Origin of the sequence: Mesorhizobium sp. M0772 (assembly GCF_040320135.1) — a bacterium.
Classification (GTDB): Bacteria; Pseudomonadota; Alphaproteobacteria; order Rhizobiales; family Rhizobiaceae; genus Mesorhizobium.
On the sequence record NZ_JAMYPB010000018.1, the window covers coordinates 36,098 to 55,005 of the forward strand.

Annotated in this window: 15 protein-coding genes; 9 read left to right on the top strand and 6 right to left on the bottom strand. The window is 63.5% G+C overall.

Annotated elements, in window-relative coordinates:
* Position 1: 1 nt before the first annotated feature.
* Together NKI06_RS14565 and NKI06_RS14570 are read right to left on the bottom strand one after the other, a co-directional pair.
* Positions 2-1,519, bottom strand: coding sequence for a sugar ABC transporter ATP-binding protein (locus NKI06_RS14565; RefSeq protein ID WP_352985916.1), 1,518 nt, complete (start codon positions 1,517-1,519; stop codon positions 2-4).
* Positions 1,520-1,567: 48 nt separating this feature from the next.
* A complete protein-coding gene (locus NKI06_RS14570) occupies positions 1,568-2,581 on the bottom strand; it encodes an ABC transporter substrate-binding protein (RefSeq protein ID WP_023683930.1) in 1,014 nt (337 codons plus the stop codon).
* A 204-nt stretch (positions 2,582-2,785) separates the two neighbouring features.
* Here NKI06_RS14570 and NKI06_RS14575 point away from each other — a divergent pair, with 204 nt between their 5' ends.
* The 9 genes from NKI06_RS14575 to NKI06_RS14615 all read left to right on the top strand — a co-directional run bounded on the left by NKI06_RS14575 (position 2,786) and on the right by NKI06_RS14615 (position 16,462).
* Positions 2,786-5,206 (top strand): glucan 1,4-alpha-glucosidase, encoded by a 2,421-nt coding sequence (locus tag NKI06_RS14575; RefSeq protein ID WP_352985918.1) that lies wholly within the window; start codon positions 2,786-2,788, stop codon positions 5,204-5,206.
* A gap of 41 nt (positions 5,207-5,247) precedes the next feature.
* Positions 5,248-6,261 (top strand): phosphogluconate dehydrogenase (NAD(+)-dependent, decarboxylating), encoded by a 1,014-nt coding sequence (gnd, locus tag NKI06_RS14580; protein ID WP_023670467.1) that lies wholly within the window; start codon positions 5,248-5,250, stop codon positions 6,259-6,261.
* 23 nt (positions 6,262-6,284) lie between these two features.
* On the top strand, positions 6,285-7,658 hold the full coding sequence (gene zwf, locus NKI06_RS14585) for a glucose-6-phosphate dehydrogenase (RefSeq protein ID WP_023687745.1): 1,374 nt from the start codon (positions 6,285-6,287) through the stop codon (positions 7,656-7,658).
* Positions 7,659-7,777: 119 nt separating this feature from the next.
* Positions 7,778-8,482 carry an ROK family protein gene (locus tag NKI06_RS14590; protein WP_023747359.1) on the top strand — a complete coding sequence of 235 codons (705 nt, stop codon included), beginning with the start codon at positions 7,778-7,780 and terminating at the stop codon, positions 8,480-8,482.
* A gap of 213 nt (positions 8,483-8,695) precedes the next feature.
* Entirely contained in the window at positions 8,696-9,160 is a 465-nt protein-coding gene (locus NKI06_RS14595) for a Ros/MucR family transcriptional regulator (protein ID WP_023687743.1), read from the top strand.
* A gap of 133 nt (positions 9,161-9,293) precedes the next feature.
* Positions 9,294-10,394: an aminotransferase class I/II-fold pyridoxal phosphate-dependent enzyme gene (locus NKI06_RS14600; protein ID WP_352985922.1), complete on the top strand. Its 1,101-nt coding sequence runs from the start codon at positions 9,294-9,296 to the stop codon at positions 10,392-10,394.
* Between the two features lie 158 nt (positions 10,395-10,552).
* A complete protein-coding gene (locus NKI06_RS14605; protein WP_352985924.1) occupies positions 10,553-11,794 on the top strand; it encodes an MFS transporter in 1,242 nt (413 codons plus the stop codon).
* 361 nt (positions 11,795-12,155) lie between these two features.
* Positions 12,156-13,262, top strand: a complete 1,107-nt coding sequence (locus NKI06_RS14610; protein ID WP_023687741.1) for an efflux RND transporter periplasmic adaptor subunit — start codon at positions 12,156-12,158, stop codon at positions 13,260-13,262.
* Positions 13,259-16,462 (top strand): efflux RND transporter permease subunit, encoded by a 3,204-nt coding sequence (locus NKI06_RS14615; protein WP_352985926.1) that lies wholly within the window; start codon positions 13,259-13,261, stop codon positions 16,460-16,462. Before NKI06_RS14610 ends, NKI06_RS14615 begins: the two co-directional genes overlap by 4 nt.
* Positions 16,463-16,492: 30 nt before the next feature.
* Here NKI06_RS14615 and NKI06_RS14620 read toward each other — a convergent pair whose 3' ends face one another.
* From NKI06_RS14620 to NKI06_RS14635, 4 genes are all read right to left on the bottom strand, one after another.
* Positions 16,493-17,128 carry a LolA family protein gene (locus tag NKI06_RS14620; RefSeq protein ID WP_352761380.1) on the bottom strand — a complete coding sequence of 212 codons (636 nt, stop codon included), beginning with the start codon at positions 17,126-17,128 and terminating at the stop codon, positions 16,493-16,495.
* A gap of 57 nt (positions 17,129-17,185) precedes the next feature.
* Entirely contained in the window at positions 17,186-17,449 is a 264-nt protein-coding gene (locus NKI06_RS14625) for a YMGG-like glycine zipper-containing protein (protein ID WP_023670477.1), read from the bottom strand.
* A gap of 167 nt (positions 17,450-17,616) precedes the next feature.
* On the bottom strand, positions 17,617-18,354 hold the full coding sequence (locus NKI06_RS14630) for a glutamine amidotransferase (protein ID WP_352985929.1): 738 nt from the start codon (positions 18,352-18,354) through the stop codon (positions 17,617-17,619).
* A 14-nt stretch (positions 18,355-18,368) separates the two neighbouring features.
* A complete protein-coding gene (locus tag NKI06_RS14635) occupies positions 18,369-18,848 on the bottom strand; it encodes a tellurite resistance TerB family protein (protein ID WP_352985931.1) in 480 nt (159 codons plus the stop codon).
* Between the last annotated feature and the right edge of the window lie 60 nt (positions 18,849-18,908).

The window sequence follows — 18,908 nt, forward strand, 5'->3', positions numbered from 1 at the left end:
CTCAGGCCGCGTCGCCGAATGAGGACTGGATGATCTTTTCCTCGGTCAGCTCGTCGCGCGTGAGATTGGCGACGATGCGGCCGTTCTTGAAGACATGGATGTGGTCGCAATTGTCGAGCTCTTCGGTCTCGGTGGTGTACCAGAGGAAGGTCCGGCCCTTGGCCGCCTCCTCGCGCACGAGATCGTAGACCTCGAGCTTGGTGCCGATGTCCACGCCGCGCATCGGATCGTCCATCAGCACGATCTGCGCATCGGAACCCAGTGCGCGGGCAAACAGCGCCTTCTGCTGGTTGCCGCCGGACAGCGAGAAGATGTTGTTGGTCATATCAGGCGTGCGGATGCCGATCTTCTGCTTCCAGAACTCGGCAAGCTCGGCCTCGCGCTGCGGCGAGATCAGCAACCCTTTGCGCAGCCGCGCCAGCGAGCGGATGCCGATGTTTTCGGCAATAGACCATTGCGGGAAAATGCCGTCCGATTGGCGGTCTCCGGCCACCAGCGCCACCGGGGCGGTCACCTCGATATCAAGCCTTCTACGCGTCGCGGCGGCAAAGATCGCCAGCAACAGGTCGGTCTGGCCATGGCCGGCAAGCCCGGCAAGCCCGATGATCTCGCCGGCGCGAGCGACAAGCTCCTTGCCGTCCTGCTGCCGCTCGGGCCGCGCCCGCACCCTGAGCGGGCCCGCCGCCGGCCTGGCGGCGATCTCCGCCGCGATCTTCTCGCGCGCTTCCGCGCCACCCATGGTGGTCACCAGCCGGTCGCGGTCGAACGCTTTTGCAACGTCCGTGGCGACCACCTTGCCGTCGCGCATGACCACGATGCGATCGGCATTCTGCAGCACCTCGCCCAGCACATGCGAGATCAGGATGCAGCTGCCCCCGGTGGCTACGAAACGGCGCACGAAGGCAAGCAGCTGGCCCGCAGTATGCGCGTCCAGCGAAGAGGTCGGCTCGTCGAGAATGACCAAGTCGAGCGGATCGCGCGTCACCGTGAAGGCGCGCGCCACCTCGACCATCTGCCGCCGGCCGATGGAGAGATCGCCGGCAATGTCGTCTGCCGAGATGCCGTGATCCGGAAAGATTTCGTCCAGCTTGGCCGCGATGAGAGCGCCCGCCTTGCGCCGCCAGCCGAAGCCGGTGAGCGCCGGATGATTGATGCGGGTGTTCTCGGCGATGCTGAGGTTCGGGCACAGCGACAGTTCCTGGAACACGCAGCGTATGCCGAGTTTCAGCGCGCGCGCCACCGAGTAGTCGGTTTCGGCATTGCCACGCACCGCGATCTCACCGCCATCGGACTGCAGCGTACCGGCCACCATATGCATCAGCGTCGACTTGCCGGCGCCGTTGTGGCCGACCAGCCCGACGCATTCGCCTGATGCGACATGAAAATCGACGCCGTTAAGCGCCCGAACGGCGCCGAAATGTTTTTCGGCGCCGTTCAGCCTGATGATGTCCAAATGGGCGGCGCCGAATTGTTTTTCGGCGCCGCCCAGTCTGATGATGTCCGTATTGGCCTCAGGCATGCTCAACGATATCCGGTTGGTCATGCCGCTGGCAATGAATGCAATGCATCACTTGATATTGGCTTTGATCGCCGCGATTGCGTCTTCCTGGCTGTATTCGTGGGTGGCGACGCCGCCCTCCTTGATTTTCGGCAGCTCGGTCTCGAAATTGTCCTGGGTAAAGGCGAGATACGGCACCAAAAGGTCATGCGGAATGTCCGTGCGGCCATCGAGCACCTGCTGCGCCACCCAGAAGGCCAGCGACGACACGCCGGGCGCGATCGAGGCCGACCAGGTCTGGTAGCCATCCTTGTCCTTCTGCTCCTTCCACCATTTCAGCTCGTCCTGGCGGTTGCCCATGATGATGGTCGGACGCGGCTTGCCTGCGGCGGCAAAGGCTTGTGCCGCGCCATAACCGTCACCGCCCTGGTCGACGATGCCGACGATGTCGGGCAACGAAGGCAGGATCGTCGCGACCGCCTTCTGCGCCGTCGTCTGGTCCCAGTCGCCGGTCACCGAACCGACGATCTTGAACTCGGGATGGGCGGCGACGCCTTCGAGGATGCCGGCATGGATGGCATCGTCGATCGAGGTGCCGGCAAGGCCGCGGATTTCCAGCAAATTGCCGCCCTTGGGCTGGAACTTGGCCATCTGCTCGACTTCCTGCTTGCCCATGTCCTTGAAGTCGACGACGACGCGGTAGGCGCAAGGTTCGGTGACGGTCCCGTCGAAGGAGACGACGACGATGCCGGCATCGCAGGCCTGCTTGATGGCGCCGTTCAGCGCATCCGGCGATGCGGCATTGATGACGATGGCGTCATAACCCTGCAGGATCAGGTTCTGCACCTGGGCAGCCTGGGTCGGCACTTCCTTGTCGGCGGTGGTGAAGATGTCGGCGGCGCCGACGATCTTATCCTCCACCGCCTTCTTGGTGACGATGCCGTAGCTGTCGAGCATCGCCTGGCGCCACGAATTGCCGGCGTAATTGTTGGAGAAGGCGATCTTCTTGCCGCTGGTGTCGGCAAGCGCCGTGCCCGAGGCGAGCATCGCCGCCAGAGCGCTCAGGACGAGCAGTTTCTTCATGTCATAATCCTCCCATGGATTGTCGGCCCCGCCGACTGTTGCTGATGGTTTTGGCTTTGGCTGCCTGTTTTTTATCTATTGTCAGACAAATGCAGATGAGCTCGCTTGTCAACTGCGATCGGTTACGCCTTGGCGATCAACTTCAGGTGCGATGATTGAAAAGCCTTCGCCTGCTGGTCTAGGGAAGGGCCCAGGAGACCATGCATGGCAGCGACGCCGCCGACCCTTCCCCCCAGTGCACCCAAAAGAATGGGCGCGCCCGGAATTCCGGCGCGCTGGACGTCAAGCGCCAAGAGCGGCGTAGGTGCCGCGCTTTCAACGGCGAGTCGCGTCTGGTTCACGCTCAGCCATGGCATCGTCAATGAAGTCTACTATCCCGGCCTCGACAGCGCCTGCACGCGCGACATGGGACTGCTGGTCACCGGCCTCGGCGGCTGGTTTTCCGAGGAGAAGCGTGACGCCACGCATGCCATCGAGCCGTTCGAGGAAGGCGTGCCCGCCTACCGGCTGGTCAACGCGACGGCGCGTTACCGGATCGAAAAGCGCATCCTGGCGGATCCGGCGCGCCCGGCCCTGCTGCAGGAAATCAGCTTCACGGCACTCGAGGGCGTGGCCACGGACTACCGCGTCTACGCCCTGCTGGCGCCGCATCTGGTCAATGCCGGCATGGGCAACACCGCCTGGATCGGCGAGCACAAGGGCAAGCCGATGCTGTTTGCGTCCGGGCACGGCGCCTGCTTGGCGCTTGCCTCCTCGCTGCCCTGGGGCGACTGCTCGGCCGGCTATGCAGGCTTTTCCGACGGCTGGCAGCAACTCAGCCGCGCCGGCCGGCTCGATCCGACCTGCCAAAGCGCGGAGGACGGCAATGTCGCGCTGACCGGCGAGATCGGCTTTTCTTTAGCCAACAGCGAAGCCTTGCTTGCGCTTGGGTTTGGGGCGACGCCGGATGAAGCGGCCGAAAACGCCGCCGCCAGCCTGAAACGCGGTTTTGAGCCGGCGGCAAAGGCCTATGTCGCGAAATGGCGGAAATGGCAGGCAGGCCTGACGCCGCTCGACCACCATGATGCATCCGGCCTCAACACCTACCGCGTCAGCACAGCGGTGCTGGCGACGCACCTGTCGCTGGCGAGGCCCGGCGCGGCCGTTGCCAGCCTGTCGATCCCGTGGGGAGCGAGCAAGGGCGACGACGATCTTGGCGGCTATCATCTGGTCTGGCCGCGCGACCTTGTGGAAACCGCGGGCGGCTTGCTCGCCGCCGGCGATCCGGCGCAGGCGCTTGAGATCCTCGCCTATCTCCGTTCCATCCAGCAGCCGGACGGCCACTGGCCACAAAATGTGTGGCTCGACGGCTCGCTCTATTGGCCGGGCATCCAGATGGACGAATGCGCCTTCCCACTGCTGCTTGCCGATGCGCTGCACCGCGCCGGCCACCTGCCGCGCGCCAAGCTCGCCGCCTTCATGCCGATGGTCGAGAAAGCAGCGTCCTATGTCGTGCGCAATGGTCCCGTCACCGGGCAGGACCGCTGGGAAGAGGATGCCGGCTACAGCCCATTCACGCTCGCCGTCGAAATATCGGCACTGCTTGGCGCCGCCGATCTGTTCGACGTTGACGGCAAACCGGAGCCGGCTAACTATTTGCGCGAGGTCGCGGATTGCTGGAACGACCAGATCGAGCGCTGGACCTATGTCAGCGGCACACCGGCGTGCCACGAGGCTGGCGTCGACGGCTACTACATCCGCATCGCGCCGGCCGACGGTTCAGGCGCCGCATCGCCGAAGGACGGCTTCGTACCGATCAAGAACCGTCCGCCGGGCGATACCGACAAGCCGGCCGAAGCGATTGTCAGCCCGGACGCGCTGGCGCTAGTCCGCTTCGGCCTCAGGGCCGCGGACGATCCGCGCATCGTCGGCACGGTCAAGATCATCGACGCGCAACTGCGCTGCGACCTGCCGCAAGGGCCTCTATGGTACCGCTACACCAGCGACGGTTATGGCGAACACGCCGACGGCGCCCCCTTCGACGGCAACGGCCCGGGCCCCCCCTGGCCGTTGCGGGCCGGCGAAAGCGCCCACTACGAGCTGGCCGCCGGTAACAAGGACAAGGCGGCAAGCCTGCTCAGGACATTCGAGGCTTCGGCTGGTGTGGGCGGTCTGCTGCCGGAACAGGTCTGGGACGGCGCCGACATACCGGAGCGCGAATTGTGGCTGGGCAGGCCGTCGGGCAGCGCCATGCCGCTGGTCTGGGCGCATTCGGAACACATCAAGCTGTTGCGCTCGCTCCGCGACGGCGCCGTCTTCGACATGCCGCCGCAAGGCGTCAAGCGCTATGTCAGGGACAAGACCGGCTCGCCGCTGAGGATATGGCGCTTCAACAACAGGCTGCGCACCCTGGAAGCCGGCAAGACGCTGCGGGTTGAACTGCTGCAGCCGGCACTGATCCGCTGGAGCGGCGACCAGTGGCAGACCAGCCATGAAATCAACACGTCCGTGAATGTCTTTGGGGTCCATATGGCGGATCTGCCGGTGACCGATATTCCGCGAGGTAATACGATCGTCTTCACTTTTTTCTGGCCCGACGGCGACCGTTGGGAGAATGTCGACTTCACCGTCGGCATTGAGAACTAACTCGCCAGCAATTTCTTTCCTCAAGCGACTAGGACAACACCATGCAGATCGGAATGATGGGACTGGGCAGGATGGGCGCCAACATGGTGCGCCGCCTGATGCGCGACGGCCATGAATGCGTCGTCTACGACATCAACCCGGCAAGCGTTGCCGCCCTGGTTGCCGATGGCGCCATCGGCGCCGCCTCCATGGAAGAGTTCGTCGGCAAGCTGTCCAAGCCGCGTAGCGCCTGGCTGATGCTGCCGGCGGCGATCACCGGCAGGATCGCCGACCAGATGGCAGCATTGATGGAGCCCGGCGATATCATCATCGACGGCGGCAATTCCTATTATCACGACGCTGTCGACCAGGCGGCCGAGCTCGCGGCCAAGGGCCTGCACTATGTCGATGTCGGCACCAGCGGCGGCGTCTGGGGCTTGGAGCGCGGCTATTGCCTGATGATCGGTGGCCCCGACACGGCGGTCAAACACCTCGACCCGATCTTCGCCACGCTGGCGCCCGGCGCCGATGTCGGCGCCACGCCCGACAAGGCGGGTGGAACCGCACCCTTTGGCTACCTGCATTGCGGACCGAGCGGCGCCGGCCATTTCGTCAAGATGATCCATAACGGCATCGAGTATGGCGTCATGGCCGCCTATGCCGAAGGCATGAACATTTTGAAATCGGCAAATGCCGGCAAAAGACAGCGCACGGCGGACGCCGAGACCAGCCCTTTGGAAAACCCGCAATACTATCAGTTCGACATCGACCTGCCGCAAGTGGCCGAGGTCTGGCGCCATGGCAGTGTGATCGGCTCGTGGCTGCTCGACCTCACCGCCGGCGCACTGAAGAGCGACCCGGCATTGGCCCAGTTCGGCGGCCGCGTCTCCGATTCCGGCGAAGGACGCTGGACGCTGAAGGCGGCGATCGACACCGGCGTGCCGGCGCCGGTTCTGTCCTCGGCTTTGTTCGACCGCTTCTCCTCGCAGGGCGAATCCGAATTCGCCGACAAGCTGCTGTCGGCCATGCGCTATGCCTTTGGCGGCCATGTCGAAAAGCCGAAGGCCGGCAAGTGAAGGCCGCAGGGGAGACTCGCAAGATGAGCCCGGAACGGTCCGACACGCTGGTGCTCTTCGGAGCAACCGGCGACCTTGCCCACAAGAAGATATTTCCGGCCCTCTACCAGATGGTAGCCAAGGGGACGCTGACCGAGCCGGTGATCGGCGTCGCCTTCGATGCCTGGGACATCAACCAATTGCAGGCGAGGGCCCGCGACGGCATCGTCAACGCTCTCGGCAAGATCGACGAAAAGATCTTCGCCAAATTCGCCAGTCTGCTGCGCTATGTCAGCGGCGACTACCGCGACGGCGCGACCTTCGAGAAGCTGAAGACGGCGCTCGGCTCGGCGCAGCGGCCGCTTCACTATATGGCGGTGCCGCCGACCATGTTCGAGACCGTCGTCCAGGGGCTGGAGCAATCCGGTACCGCGCATGGCGCGCGGCTGATGGTGGAAAAGCCGTTCGGCCACGATCTCCAATCGGCGCGCTGGCTGAACCGCGTGCTGCATCTGGTGTTCGAAGAGCAGTCGATCTTCCGCATCGACCACTATCTCGGCAAGGAGGCGATCCAGAACCTGCTCTATTTCCGCTTTGCCAATTCCTTTCTCGAGCCGATCTGGAACCGCAACTTCGTCGAAAGCGTACAGATCACCATGGCCGAGGACTTCGGCGTTGAAGGCCGTGGCAAATTCTATGACGATGTCGGCGCTATCCGCGACGTGATCGAGAACCATCTGCTCAACATCCTTTTGCTGCTCGCCATGGAACCGCCGGTCGGCCGCTCGGCCGACGATCTGATCGACGAGAAGGTGCAGGTGCTGCGCGCCATCCGCACGCTGACCAAGGACGACGTCGTGCGCGGCCAGTTCACCGGCTACCTCGCTGAACCCGGCGTGAAGCCGAACTCGCCGGTCGAAACCTTTGCCGCGGTGCGCTTCATGGTCGACACCTGGCGCTGGCAGGACGTGCCCTTCTTCATCCGCACCGGCAAGAACATGCCGGTGCATGTGACCGAAGTGATCGTGCGGCTGAAGCGGCCGCCGCTCGACGTCTTCGATCCGATCAAGCCCAGCGACGCCAATTACGTGCGCTTCCGCATCGACCCGCAGGTGGCGATCTCGATCGGCGCGCAGCGCAAGGCGCCCGGCGACGACATGGTCGGCGAGCAGGTCGAGCTCACCGCGCTGGACGATTCGAAGGGCGACATGCCGCCCTATGAGCGGCTGATCGGCGATGCCATGAACGGCAATGGCCAATTGTTCACCCGCCAGGATGCCAGCGAGCTTGCCTGGCGCATCGTCGGCCCGGTGCTGGGCGACACCACGCCGCCGCATATGTATGAGCCGAAGACCTGGGGGCCTGCCGACGCCATGGCCAGCTTCGGGCCGCCCAACGGCTGGATCAATCCGAGTTGAGCAATTCCAGGAAAAGTGCGAGCGGTCTTTCCGTCCGAAATTGGGTAAAAACAAAGAGTTGGAGCATTCCCCCGTTTCCCTGAAACGCGGGAATGCGCCAAGTGAGCGGAGGAAACGACATGGCCAAGGCAGCCAGGCCCGCGAAGGCCAAGGCGGAACCGATCGTGCTGACGATCGATGTCGGCGGCTCGCACGTAAAAATCCTAACCAGCGCAGGCGGCGAGATGCGCCGGGCCGATTCCGGACCGGACCTGACGCCGCAGCAGATGGTCGCCACGGTGAAGACGCTGGCCGAAGGGCTGGCCTATGACGTGATCTCGATGGGCTATCCCGGCCCGGTCGAGCACAACAGGCCTTCGCTCGATCCCGCCAATCTCGGCAAGGGCTGGGACGGCTACGATTTTGCCGCCGCCTTCGGCAAGCCGGTCAAGGTCGTCAACGACGCGCTGCTGCAGGCGATCGGCAGCTACGATGGCGGGCGCATGCTGTTCCTCGGCCTCGGCACCGGCCTGGGCGCTGCGATGATCCTCAACAATGTCGGCCAGCCGATGGAACTGGCGCATCTGCCGTACCGCAAGGGCGGCAGTTTCGAAGATTATGTCGGCGAGCGCGGCCTGGAGAAATACGGCAAGAAAAAATGGCGCAAATACGTTTTCGACGTCGTCGGGCGGCTGCGTGCGGCGCTGCAGCCGGATTATGTCGTCATCGGCGGCGGCAATGTCGACAGACTGGATGAATTGCCCGCCACATCCAGGCGTGGCGACAATACGCGCGCCTTCGAGGGCGGTTTTCGACTATGGCGCGACAAGGCGCTGATCGTCTGATAGTATTAAAATTCAGTATAGTTGTTCAAAATGACGTGTGGCGCGATACGAAGTCATTGCGTTACGCAGATTTGGCGATTAGATCGGTGGCACCGGATGGAATCATCTGGCGCAACCGCACATATGCGGCAAGACAAATGACTAGAGCGGATTCCGGCTCCGCTGGGACCGCTCTGGGAGTTTCCGCCACCCCCCTAGCGACGGAGAGATAAATTGGCCGACGACAGCAACGACTCTGACAAGGACATCGACCTGCTCGAGCTTACCGCCCATATCGTGTCCGCTTACGTCGAGAAGAACCGCTTGCCCGTTGCCGGCCTGAGCGATCTCATCGCCAGCGTTGCGGCGTCGATCGGCGGGCTCAGCCAGCCGCCGGCCCCAGTGGCGGCGCCGCAGATCCCGGCCGTCAATCCCAAGCGGTCGGTGACGCCGGATTACATCATCTGCCTCGAGGACGGCAAAAAATTCAAATCGCTGAAGCGCCATCTCGGCGTCCATTTCAACCTGACGCCGGAAGCCTATCGTACCAAATGGGGCCTGCCGGCCGACTATCCGATGGTTGCCCCCAACTACGCGGCGTCGCGCTCCGAGCTGGCCAAGTCGATCGGCCTCGGCCGCAAGGCTGCAGTGGCCGCGCCGGCGAAAGCCAAGGGTCGGAAGGCCAAGGTTCCGGCCTGAGTGGGATCAGCGCCTCGGCCCTGAGCCAATCGTTTGGACGACTGGAACAGAAGCCTGCCGGCGAATGAGCCTTGGCAGGCTTCGTGCTTTTATGGCTTGTACCTCTGAGTGTCAGGACTTTGGGGGAGCAGCCATGAACTACGCCAGAATGGTGATCGAGAAAGAGGCGCCGGAGGAATACGGCTACGATCGCATTCGGTTCAATCTCTCCGAAAGCTCGATCGCCGATCAGAAACTCTCCGACGTCGGCCTGTCGCTGCCGGATCTCACGCTGTTCTACGGCGAGCATCGCGGCGACAAGGAGTTGCGGGCGCTGATCGCGGCGCAGGATTCCGGCATTTCGCCTGACGATGTTCTGGTGACCGCCGGTGCGGCGGGCGCGCTCTTCATCATTTCGACCTCGCTTCTGTCGGAGCGCGACCACCTTGTCGTCGTCCGGCCGAACTACGCCACCAACATCGAGACCCCCAAGGCGATCGGCTGCGCCATCTCCTATGTCGATCTCGATTTCGACGCAGGCTTTGCCATCGATTTCGGCCGCGTCGCCGCCAGCATGCAACCGAACACCAAGCTGATCAGCGTCACCTGCCCGCACAACCCGACCGGCACGATGATGGGCCGGGCCGATCTCGACGCGCTGATTGCGCTGGCCGAAGCGAGCGGCTGCCATCTGCTGGTCGACGAGACCTATCGCGACCTCTCCTATGGACAGCGCCTGCCGGCGGCGGCTTCTCTCAGCCCCAAGGCGATCAGCGTCTCGTCGCTGTCGAAAGCCTTCGGCATTCCCGGCATCCGCATTGGCTGGCTGATCACCAGCGATGCCGAACTGCAGGAGCGCTTCCTCGCCGCCAAGGAGCAGATCGGCATTTGCGGCAGCGTCATCGACGAAAGCATTGCGCGCGGCATGCTGGAGCGCCGCGACGCTTTCTTGGGCGCGCTGCTGCCCGAGATGGCGAAACGCCGCGACATCGTGCAAGACTGGATCGACCGCGAGCCGCTGGTCGACTGGGTGCGGCCACAAGGCGGCGTCGTCGGATTTCCAAGGCTCAATGTCAGTCCAGACTTCGACCTCGACCGTTTCTACGTCAATCTGCTGGAAGGCCACGGCACCTATGTCGGTCCCGGCCACTGGTTCGATATGCCCAAGCGCTTCTTCCGCGTAGGTTTCGGCTGGCCGAAAGAGGCGGAATTACAGGGCGGCCTCGACGCCATCTCCGCCGCGCTGAGGCAGTAACGTCCGCGTGCAATCGGGCGAGCGGCTTGAAAACCGCTTGATCCAGGCCCGATTTTCACGCATACGCGCCCCGAACTTTGATAAGTTTCATTGGCCGGAACAGCGCCGATTTCCGGGAAGTGCCCCGCCGGCCAATGCAAGCAACGGGGCCTGTATCCATGACATCCCATTCCCATACACCGCCTGACCGGCGCTACGCCGCCTTCCGCCATCGCTCCTTCCTGAGCTATTGGGCGGCGCGTTTCCTGACCACCTTCGCCACCATGATCGTGTCCGTCGCCGTCGGCTGGCAGATCTATGATCTGACGCGCGATCCCTTCGATCTCGGCATTGTCGGCATCGTCCAGTTCCTGCCGTCGCTGCTGCTGGTGCTGGTCACCGGCGTTGTCGCCGACCGTTTCGGCCGCCGCCTGATCATGGCGCTGGCGACGGTAGTCGAGGCAGGTTGTGCGCTTGTCCTGTTGTACTTCACGCTGCGCGGTCTCGTCAGCCCGCTGCCGATCTTCATCGTGCTGGCTATGTTCGGCCTGGCGCGCGCTTTTTATGGGCCGGCCTCGTCGTCGCTGTTCGCCAACCTTGTTCCGCCGGAAGATTTCGGCAATGCGATCGCCTGGAACTCGTCCGCCTGGCAAACGGCGACCATTGTCGGCCCGGTCGCCGGCGGCCTGCTCTATGGCGTCTCGGCCGAAGCCGCTTACGCCGTTGCCTCCGTGCTGATGCTGGTGGCCGGTCTGCTGATCTTCACCATTCCGAAACCGGCGCAGCAGAGCGCCACCGACAAGCCGACGATGGAGACGCTGTTTGCCGGCTTCCGCTATATCTGGAGCGAGAAGATCGTCCTGGGCGCCATCTCGCTCGACCTCTTCGCCGTGCTTCTGTCCGGTGCCTCGGCGCTGCTGCCGGTCTATGCCCGCGATATTCTGGAACTCGGCCCGTGGGGCCTCGGCCTGCTGCGCTCGGCGCCCGGCATCGGCGCCATCTGTGTCGCGGTCTGGCTTGCCGGGCATCCGCTGCGCGACAATGCCGGCAAGATCATGCTCGGCTTCGTCGCCGGGTTCGGCGCCTTCACCGTGCTGTTCGGCGTCTCGACCATCACCTGGCTGTCGATCCTGGCCCTTGCCGGCCTCGGCGCCACCGATATGTTCAGCGTCTATATCCGGGAGACGCTGATCCAGCTGTGGACACCCGACGAGGTGCGCGGCCGCGTCAACGCCGTCAACCAGGTCTTCGTCGGCGCCTCCAACGAAGTCGGCGAGTTCCGCGCCGGCACCATGGCGGCGCTGATCGGCACCGTGCCGGCGGTGGTGATCGGCGGCGTCGGTGCGATTGCCGTCGCCGGAATGTGGGCGGTGCTGTTTCCGCAACTGCGAAGGGTGCGGCATCTCAACAGCCGCAACTGATCGAGTAAGCCGCAGGATCCGGCGCTCGGTCCAAATCAGCTTGCGCCGATGACGGCTGAGATGGGCCGGAAGCGGATGGGCCGGTTCTGGGCGAACTAGCCAGATGGCGGGGCAGCCACAGGGTGGACATTTCAGTCCATATGGAAAATGATCATGTTGCCATGCACAATACTGCAGTGCTCTGGTCTCGACGAGAAACCTTAAATATAGAAGAGAACCACCCGACCTCCGGGTCCAGCTAGCGGGGACGCAAATGGACACTTCAGGGAATCGGCAATCGCATCGCGACGCAAGCGGGCGACCCAGCCGATCGGTCGGCTGGCTGGCCCGCTCCGCCGTCCCAGTGGCATTCCTGCTCGGCATGGCTTTCAGCAGCAACGCGTTTGCGCAGGACCAGCAACTGCCGGTGGTGACGGCGGCCAAGCCGGTGGTGCGTGAAATCGTCGAAGACGACGAGTTCGTCGGGCGCTTCGAAGCCGTCGACGAGGTCGCCATCCGTTCGCGCGTCAGCGGCTATCTGGACAAGATCAGCTTCCAGGACGGCGCACTGGTCAACAAGGGCGACCTGCTCTTCACCATCGACCAGCGTCCGTACCAGGCGGCCTACGATGCCGCCAAGTCGCAAGTAGACGTCGCCAAGTCCCTGCTCGAATTCTCCAAGATGCAGCTGGATCGCGCCGATGAACTCGCCAAGACTGGCAATATCTCGGCCGCGACGGTCGACGACCGCCGGCGGGAATACCTTTCGGCGCAGGCGCAGATGCAAGGCGCGACGGCTGCGCTGACGACGGCCAACCTGAACCTGGAGTTCACCGAGATCAAGGCGCCCTTGTCCGGCCGCATCGACCGCCGGCTGGTGTCGGTCGGCAACCTCGTGCAGCCGGATTCCACCTTGCTGACGACTATCGTCACGCGCGATCCGATCGACTTCTATTTCGACGTCGATGAGCGCCTGTATTTCAGCTACGCCCGCGACGCGAAGGAGCGCGGCGGCAGCATGCAGGAAGGCGCCGGCGGGCTCGAGGTGGTGGTTCGCGTCGCCGACCGCGCGGAGGCGGTATTCAAGGGCAAGCTCGATTTTGCCGAGAACCGGATCGACAACGCGACCGGCACCATGCGGGTGCGTGCAAGGTTTGCCAACGCCGACGGCGTTCTCCAGCCAGGCATGTTCGGGCGCATCAACGTGCCGGGGTCGCTGCCGCATAGCGGCGTCCTGGTGCCCGACGAGGCGGTCGGCGCCGATCAGGATCGCCGCATCGTGTATCTGGTGGATGAGGCCGGGATGGTGTCGGCGAAGCCCGTGCGCACCGGCCCGCTTCTCGACGGCTACCGGGTGATCCGCGCGGGCCTGACCGGCGACGAGACGATCATCGTCAACGGGCTGATGCACGCCAGGCCCGGCACCAAGGTGAAAGTCGAGATGGTGACGTTGCCGCCCAAGGTCGAGACCGCCGGGTTGCAGCAATGAGGTTCGCCCATTTCTTCGTCGACCGTCCGATCTTCGCATCGGTGGTTTCGATCGTCCTCCTGATCCTCGGCGGGATTGCTTATACCCAGCTGCCGATCGCGCAATATCCCGAGATCGCGCCGCCGACCATCGTCGTTCGCGCCCAGTACCCGGGCGCCGACGCCGAGACGGTCGCAGCGACGGTGGCAACGCCGATCGAGCAGGAGATCAACGGCGTCGAGGGCATGCTTTACATGTCGTCCTATTCGTCCGGCGACGGAGCGATGGCGCTGACCATCACCTTCAAGCTAGGCACCGATCTCGACCAGGCGCAGGTGCTGGTACAGAACCGCGTCTCGGTCGCCGAGCCGCGCCTGCCCGAAGAAGTCCGCCGCCTCGGCATCACCACCATCAAGAGCTCGCCCGACCTGATGATGGTCGTGCACATGCTGTCGCCCGACAATACCTACGACCAGCTCTACGTCTCGAACTACGCCCGCTCGCGGGTGCGCGACATATTGCTCAGGTTGGACGGCGTTGGCGACCTTATCATCTTTGGCGAACGCGAATATTCGCTGCGCATCTGGCTCGATCCGGAAAAACTGTCCGCCCTGGGGATGACCTCGGGCGATGTGGTGCAGGCGCTGCGCGACCAGAACGTCCAGGTGTCGGGCGGCTCCATCGGCGCGCCGCCGACCAAGACCGGCACGGCGTTCCAGTACACGGTCACCACGCAAGGCCGCTTCAACGACGCACGCGACTTCCGATACGTGATCGTCAAATCGGCCGAAGACGGCCGCCTGATCCAGCTGCAGGACGTGGCGCGCATCGAGCTCGGCGCCAAGGATTACGTCACCAACTCCTATCTCAACGGCAAACCGGCGGTGGCGCTCGCCATCTTCCAGCGGCCAGGCACCAATGCGCTCGCCGCAGCCGCGGAGATCCAGGACAAGATGAAGGAGCTTTCCCAGGACTTCCCGAAGGGATTGAGCTACGACATCGTCTACAATCCGACCGAGTTCGTCGCCGAGTCGATCCAGGAGGTCTACAAGACGATCCTCGAGGCGATGGTTCTGGTCATCATCGTCATCATCGTCTTCCTGCAATCGTGGCGCATGGCGATCGTGCCGATCGTGGCGATCCCCGTGTCGCTGATCGGCACGCTGGCGGTGCTTTACGCCGCCGGCTTCTCCCTCAACATGCTGACGCTGTTCGGCCTCGTGCTGGCCATCGGCATCGTCGTCGACGATGCGATCGTCGTGGTCGAGAACGTCGAGCGAAATATCGCCAGCGGGCTGGCGCCCAATCCGGCGTCGCATCTGACCATGGACGAAGTCGGCACGGCGGTCATCGCGATCTCGCTGGTGCTGATAGCGGTGTTCGTGCCGACAGCCTTCATTCCCGGCATTTCCGGGCAGTTCTACCTGCAGTTTGCGATCACCATCGCGGTGTCGACGGCGATCTCGGCATTCAATTCGCTGACGCTCTCGCCGGCCTTGGCCGCGCTGCTGTTCAAGCCGCACCACACTGCTGCGGCGCCGCCGCGCTTTTTCCTGGCGCGGTTCGGACGGGCGCTCGCCGACGGCTTCAATCGCGGCTTCGACAAGGTCGCCCATTGGTATTCGAGCATCGTGCGCGTGTTGGTCGGCTCGCGGATAGCGATCGCCGCCACGCTGGCCGTTTTCGCGGCCCTCATCTACGCCACGGTCTATATGGTTCAGACGGTGCCGCGCGGTTTCATTCCGTCGCTCGACCAGGGCTATGCGATCGTCGTCGTCCAGTTGCCGGACGGCGCCTCGCTATCGCGGACCGATGCGGTCATCCAGCAGGCGTCGCAGATCATCCAGAAAACGCCGGGCGTCGACTACGCGGTCGCCTTCGCCGGCTTCTCCGGCGCCACCTTTACCAATGCCAGCAACGCGGGCGTGATCTTCGCCAGGTTCAAGCCGTTTGACGAGCGACTGGAAGCCGGCCAGTCGGCGACCCAGGTCATCGGCAATCTGTTCGGCAGCCTGCAAAGCATCAAGGAAGCCTTCATTATCGCACTGCCGCCGCCGCCGATCCGCGGCGTCGGCAATGCCGGCGGATTCAAGCTGCAGATCCAGGAGCGCAACAGCGCCGACATGCGGCAGATCCTGGCGCTTGCCTATGAAATTGCCGGCAAGGCCAACAAGACGGCGGGGCTGACCGGCGTGTTCACCACTTTCTCCGCGTCCAGCCCGCAATTCTTCCTGGCGATCGATCGCGACAAGGCGCGCATCCTGAACGTGCCGATCCCCAACATCTTCGAGACGCTGTCTATCAATCTGGGTACCGCCTACGTCAACGACTTCAACGCTTTCGGGCGCGTCTACCAGGTGCGCGCGCAGGCCGACCAGGCGTTCCGCCTCGATCGCGCCGACATCTTGAAGCTGAAGGTGCGCTCGGCGACCGGCGCGCTGGTTCCGCTGGGCACGTTGATCGAGATCCGCGACGTCACCGGCCCGGCGCTGGTCCAGCGATACAACATGTACGTCTCGGTGCCGCTGCAGGGCAACGCCGCGCCCGGCGTTTCCACCGGCGATGCGCTTGCCAAGATGGAAGCGATCACGGCACAGACGTTGCCGGCCGGTACCTCCTACGAATGGACCGAACTCGCCTATCAGGAGCGCAACACCGGCAATGCCGCTGTCTATATCTTCGGACTGTCGGTGCTGTTCGTGTTCCTGGCGCTGGCGGCGCAATATGAAAGCTGGGTGCTGCCGTTCGCCATCGTGCTGGTGGTGCCGCTCGGCGTGCTCGCGGCGTTGCTCGGCGTGTCGTTCCGAGGGCTGGACAACAACATCCTCGTGCAGATCGGCCTCATCGTGCTGATCGGGCTTGCCGCCAAGAACGCGATCCTGATCGTCGAGTTCGCGCGGCAGGCCCAGGAACGCGGCCTGTCGGTGGCCGAGGCTGCCGTCGAAGCCTGCCGGCTCAGGCTGCGGCCGATCCTGATGACCGCCTTCTCGTTCATCCTCGGCGTCGTGCCGCTGATGATCGCGACAGGCCCGGGCGCGGAAATGCGCCAGTCGCTCGGCACCGCGGTGTTCTCCGGCATGCTCGGCGTCACCTTCGTCGGCCTGTTCCTGACGCCGGTGTTCTACGTCACGCTAAGGTCGCTGTTTTCACGGCGCAAGCCGCATGCCGAGGCCGAGCCTTCGGCACCGGCAGAGGTGCCGTCGGAGACGGCCGCCGAGTAGTGTTACACGGGCAGTTCGTGGCGCTGCCGACTATTTCGTTTTGGTGTTGAATTCACGGTTTGCGGCATAGTCGATAGTGAAGGTGCCCGCAGGAGCGCGAACGCCCTGCTTCACGTTGGATATGGTGACTGTCGAGGTAAGGCCCCTCTCGTCAGTCAGGGTCCATCTGCGTAGATCGAGCGATTCCCTGTCAAACACCATAGTGATATTCGAATTGCCGAAGGCCGACTTGTCGGCCAGCCTGATGATCACCTGGGCGCCATCGTCCTTGATACTTTTGAGGCGATTGCCGGAAAAGTTGACCTGATTGTCGAGGAGCAGCTTGAGCGGCGTCTTCGAGAGAGCATAAAGCCGCGATGTCTTGAGCTTCTTGTTATAGACCACCAAGGATTTTCCATCTGCAATTACGCTGACCCCTGATTGGCCTGCATAGTTGAACCGGATCTTGCCCGGCCGCTGGAGGAAAAATTTCCCTTTGGTCCTTTCCGCTCTTGGGCCCGACTGGACAAAGTCCCCGGACATGGACTTTACCGATGAGAAGTGATCGGCAATTGTCTTCGCTTCTACAGGTGCGGCCAAGGCCGCAGTCGAAAGTTCGGCGTTTATCGCGACAGCGCTGACAACGGCTAACCAGAAAGCCAGCAGTCTTTTGCTGTCATATGCCATTCAAGTTATCCTACCCCGAGCAGGCGCGTGATCGAAAGAGATCACGCGCCTTTGAGATCAGTAGCCGTCCGGGCACTGAGCAACGTAAACTCGACCGTTCCGACCGCGATATCTGCACTGGCCGGCTTCGCTGGCGTGCCCGATGACCGCCCCGGCCAGCGCTCCGACCGCACCGCCAACAACCGCCCCTTTTACCGGGTCGCCGGCCACTGCTGCGCCTACAGCTGCGCCACCCAAACCACCGACGGCAGCGCCTTGTTCGGTGCGGGAGCATGCCGCGAGCGGAATGAGTAGGCTTAAAATGAGCAGCGTCTTCTTCATTGGTTCTCTCCTGGGGCCGTTATTAGCCGAAGCTTAAATGCGCCACGGAGTTTTTCGATCCATCGGAGTGTTTGGGGCGCAATCCAAATCTGCGGGAACGGGCTAAGGTCCCGGATCCATCGTACACGCCTCCCACAGGTAAGTCGTCTTTGGGCAAGCTCGGCCGTTCAGAGTAGTTGGATTTTGCTCAATCCCTCAGTAGGCTTGCCGAAGATCAGGCTCAAAAATTCGCTCAGCCAGCGCTTGAGGTGCATATCCCAGATCAGCCGGCCGCCGAGATGGTCGCGGCCGGGCTGCGCGCCGGGCAATTCGAAACGGTGCTCGCCGCGCACCACCCAGCGCTGCATCATCAACCGGGTCAGTTCGCCATGGAACTGGATGCCCCAGGCATTGTCGCCATAGCGAAAAGCCTGGTTGGGGTAGGTTTCCGCCGTCGCCAGTAGCGTCGCATCCCTGGGCAGCGAAAAGCCTTCGCGGTGAAACTGGTAGACCATGTCGGGCCAAGGCAGCAGTTTCTTGCCGGCTTCGGTCGGCTTCAGCGGATACCAGCCGATCTCGACCAGCCCCTCGCCATGCCCCTCGACCTTGCCGCCGAGATGATTGGCCAGCATCTGCGCGCCAAGGCAGATGCCGAGGAAGGGCCGGTTCTCCTTTAGCGGAACATTGAGCCAGTTGGTCTCGCGGCGGACGAACTCATCTTCATCATTGGCGCTCATCGGCCCGCCGAACACCACGGCGCCGGCGTGTCCCTCCAGCGTCTCCGGCAGGCTGTCGCCGAGAGGCGGCCGGCGGATGTCGAGGTCGAAACCTTCCTCGAGCAGCATGTGGCCAACCCGGCCGGGGCTCGAAGTCTCCTGATGCAGCACGATCAGGATTTTTGGTTTCGAGCTCGGTCTGGGCGGCATGGAAAGGCAGACTCCTATTCGTCGCTCGACGTTCCGCTGGCGCCGGGCGCGGCGGCCGCCGCCTTGCGGCGCGCCTCGACGCGGTCGTGGCGCGCGACGCCGATCAGTTCGGCGACGCGCCAGACGGTGTTGTCCTCCAACTCGTGCAGTTCGCCATCGGCATAGACGATTTCCCACATCAGGCCGATGAAAGCCTTGCGCGCCTCGGCGTCGAGATGGCGCTTCAAGACGCTGGTGAAGGCATAGAGGTCGATCGCCTCATTGTCGGCGCGCTCGCCGGCGGCAGCCAACGCATCGAGTTCGTCGCCGCTGATCGAATAGCTCTGCGCCAGCACCTGCTTGAACCGCTCCCACTCGACATCCTGGCGCACGCCGTCGGCATTCATCACATGATAGAGCAAAGCCGACGCCGCAACGCGCGGATCGTCCGCATTGGCGCGAGCCCCAGCCCCGGAGGGCAGGTCTTTCAGAAAGGCCAGGACGCGTTCGAACATGGTGCTCACTTCACATTATTAGAGCATGATCTTTTCCAAAAACCGGTATCCACTTTTTGG

Bases quoted from the DNA above. Each gene is read 5' to 3' on its own strand.
- NKI06_RS14635 (WP_352985931.1), bottom strand. From the start codon at position 18,848: ATGTTCGAACGCGTCCTGGCCTTTCTGAAAGACCTGCCCTCCGGGGCT.
- NKI06_RS14630 (WP_352985929.1), bottom strand. From the start codon at position 18,354: ATGCCGCCCAGACCGAGCTCGAAACCAAAAATCCTGATCGTGCTGCAT.
- NKI06_RS14625 (WP_023670477.1), bottom strand. From the start codon at position 17,449: ATGAAGAAGACGCTGCTCATTTTAAGCCTACTCATTCCGCTCGCGGCA.
- NKI06_RS14575 (WP_352985918.1), top strand. From the start codon at position 2,786: ATGGCAGCGACGCCGCCGACCCTTCCCCCCAGTGCACCCAAAAGAATG.
- NKI06_RS14615 (WP_352985926.1), top strand. From the start codon at position 13,259: ATGAGGTTCGCCCATTTCTTCGTCGACCGTCCGATCTTCGCATCGGTG.
- NKI06_RS14570 (WP_023683930.1), bottom strand. From the start codon at position 2,581: ATGAAGAAACTGCTCGTCCTGAGCGCTCTGGCGGCGATGCTCGCCTCG.
- NKI06_RS14565 (WP_352985916.1), bottom strand. From the start codon at position 1,519: ATGCCTGAGGCCAATACGGACATCATCAGACTGGGCGGCGCCGAAAAA.
- NKI06_RS14605 (WP_352985924.1), top strand. From the start codon at position 10,553: ATGACATCCCATTCCCATACACCGCCTGACCGGCGCTACGCCGCCTTC.
- gnd (WP_023670467.1), top strand. From the start codon at position 5,248: ATGCAGATCGGAATGATGGGACTGGGCAGGATGGGCGCCAACATGGTG.
- zwf (WP_023687745.1), top strand. From the start codon at position 6,285: ATGAGCCCGGAACGGTCCGACACGCTGGTGCTCTTCGGAGCAACCGGC.
- NKI06_RS14590 (WP_023747359.1), top strand. From the start codon at position 7,778: ATGGCCAAGGCAGCCAGGCCCGCGAAGGCCAAGGCGGAACCGATCGTG.
- NKI06_RS14600 (WP_352985922.1), top strand. From the start codon at position 9,294: ATGAACTACGCCAGAATGGTGATCGAGAAAGAGGCGCCGGAGGAATAC.
- NKI06_RS14610 (WP_023687741.1), top strand. From the start codon at position 12,156: ATGGCTTTCAGCAGCAACGCGTTTGCGCAGGACCAGCAACTGCCGGTG.
- NKI06_RS14620 (WP_352761380.1), bottom strand. From the start codon at position 17,128: ATGGCATATGACAGCAAAAGACTGCTGGCTTTCTGGTTAGCCGTTGTC.